This window comes from Sphingobacterium sp. UBA7253, assembly GCF_002472745.1.
GTDB classification, from domain to species: domain Bacteria; phylum Bacteroidota; class Bacteroidia; order Sphingobacteriales; family Sphingobacteriaceae; genus Sphingobacterium; species Sphingobacterium siyangense.
The window spans coordinates 6834-7945 of record NZ_DKSP01000091.1 but is presented as its reverse complement, the minus strand read 5'-3'; the positions used below and the strand labels follow the sequence as shown (position 1 = coordinate 7945).

Here is a 1112-nt window from a genome sequence, read left to right as displayed (position 1 = left end):
TTATGGCGGGTTTAGAACCGATGGCTGTCTTATGTGAATTGATGAATGAGGATGGGACAATGGCGCGTTTGAATGAGGTCTCAACATTCGGACTGAAACATAATCTTACCGTATTATCTATTGAGGATATTATTACCTATAGAAAGCTAAATAGTAATTATCGAAAAACAGTATATGAATCAGACAAACACTAAAAAAATAAGATCGGTATTCCGCGTTGGCCGAAAAGAGTACCTTACACCACATCTTATCCGGGTAATATTTGATTTAACCGATGAGCAGGGCGGATGATCAAACGAGCTATATCTTTATTGCTGCGGAGTATGCCATTGTGAAAGAATTACGTCATTACTTTCGGGAGGAAAAGGGGAGGACTTCACAAGACCTATATACCTGTGCATATTGGAGAGCGGGGCATGCAGAAAGTGAACTTACGAATTTAAATGAGCCGATCTAGTTCTTAAATTAGTTTCTGTTAATCCAATTTTATTAGTTTTGCTGGAAATTAATTTAGAACAGCAATTAAAATGGATGAGCTATTGATATCCTATATCACGAGTAAAATTACGGTAACAGAAGATGAATTACATCTAATAGGCTCCTATTTTAAGCCTTTAAAGCTAAAGAAAAATGAGTTTTTGTTGGCCAATGGTGAAATAAGCCAACGCTCATTTTTCGTGACCAAGGGGTGTTTACGTATTTTTTTTATAAATGAGTCTGGACAAGAAGCAACACGCTACTTTGCCTTTGAGAATCAGTTTGCAACCGCATTAGTTAGTTTTATTACAGGAGAAGAGTCTGAAGAATTTATTCAGGCTTTGGAACCTACTGAAATCTACTATATAAGTCATAAGGATTTTTATCATTTGTTGGACCTTATTCCACAGTGGGAGAAGTTCTACCGTCTCTATTTGGAAATTGCCTATGTGACAAATACAAAGCGTCTGATGTCATTTTTAATGCAAGATGCCCTTGAAAAATATCGTTTATTGTTGGATGAAAATCCAATGGTTGTCAGAAGGCTGTCCAATAGAATAGTTGCTTCCTATCTGAATATTTCACAGGAGACATTGAGCCGTTTAAAGTCAAAGCTCTAAAACTCAACTGGCCTA

General features: G+C 36.6%; 3 protein-coding genes. All 3 read left to right on the top strand.

The window, feature by feature from the left end; genetic code table 11:
- Positions 1-194 (top strand): 3,4-dihydroxy-2-butanone-4-phosphate synthase (locus B2X72_RS09000; RefSeq protein ID WP_286849223.1); only part of this gene is annotated, 194 nt, incomplete at its 5' end.
- A gap of 80 nt (positions 195-274) precedes the next feature.
- Positions 275-457 (top strand): SIP domain-containing protein, encoded by a 183-nt coding sequence (locus tag B2X72_RS08995; RefSeq protein ID WP_286849222.1) that lies wholly within the window; start codon positions 275-277, stop codon positions 455-457.
- Positions 458-527: 70 nt separating this feature from the next.
- Positions 528-1097, top strand: a complete 570-nt coding sequence (locus B2X72_RS08990) for a Crp/Fnr family transcriptional regulator (protein WP_088161518.1) — start codon at positions 528-530, stop codon at positions 1095-1097.
- Positions 1098-1112: the final 15 nt, after the last annotated feature.

Excerpts from the sequence above, each read along its gene's own strand:
- B2X72_RS08995 (WP_286849222.1), top strand. The coding sequence starts at position 275 with ATGAGCAGGGCGGATGATCAAACGAGCTATATCTTTATTGCTGCGGAG.
- B2X72_RS08990 (WP_088161518.1), top strand. The coding sequence starts at position 528 with ATGGATGAGCTATTGATATCCTATATCACGAGTAAAATTACGGTAACA.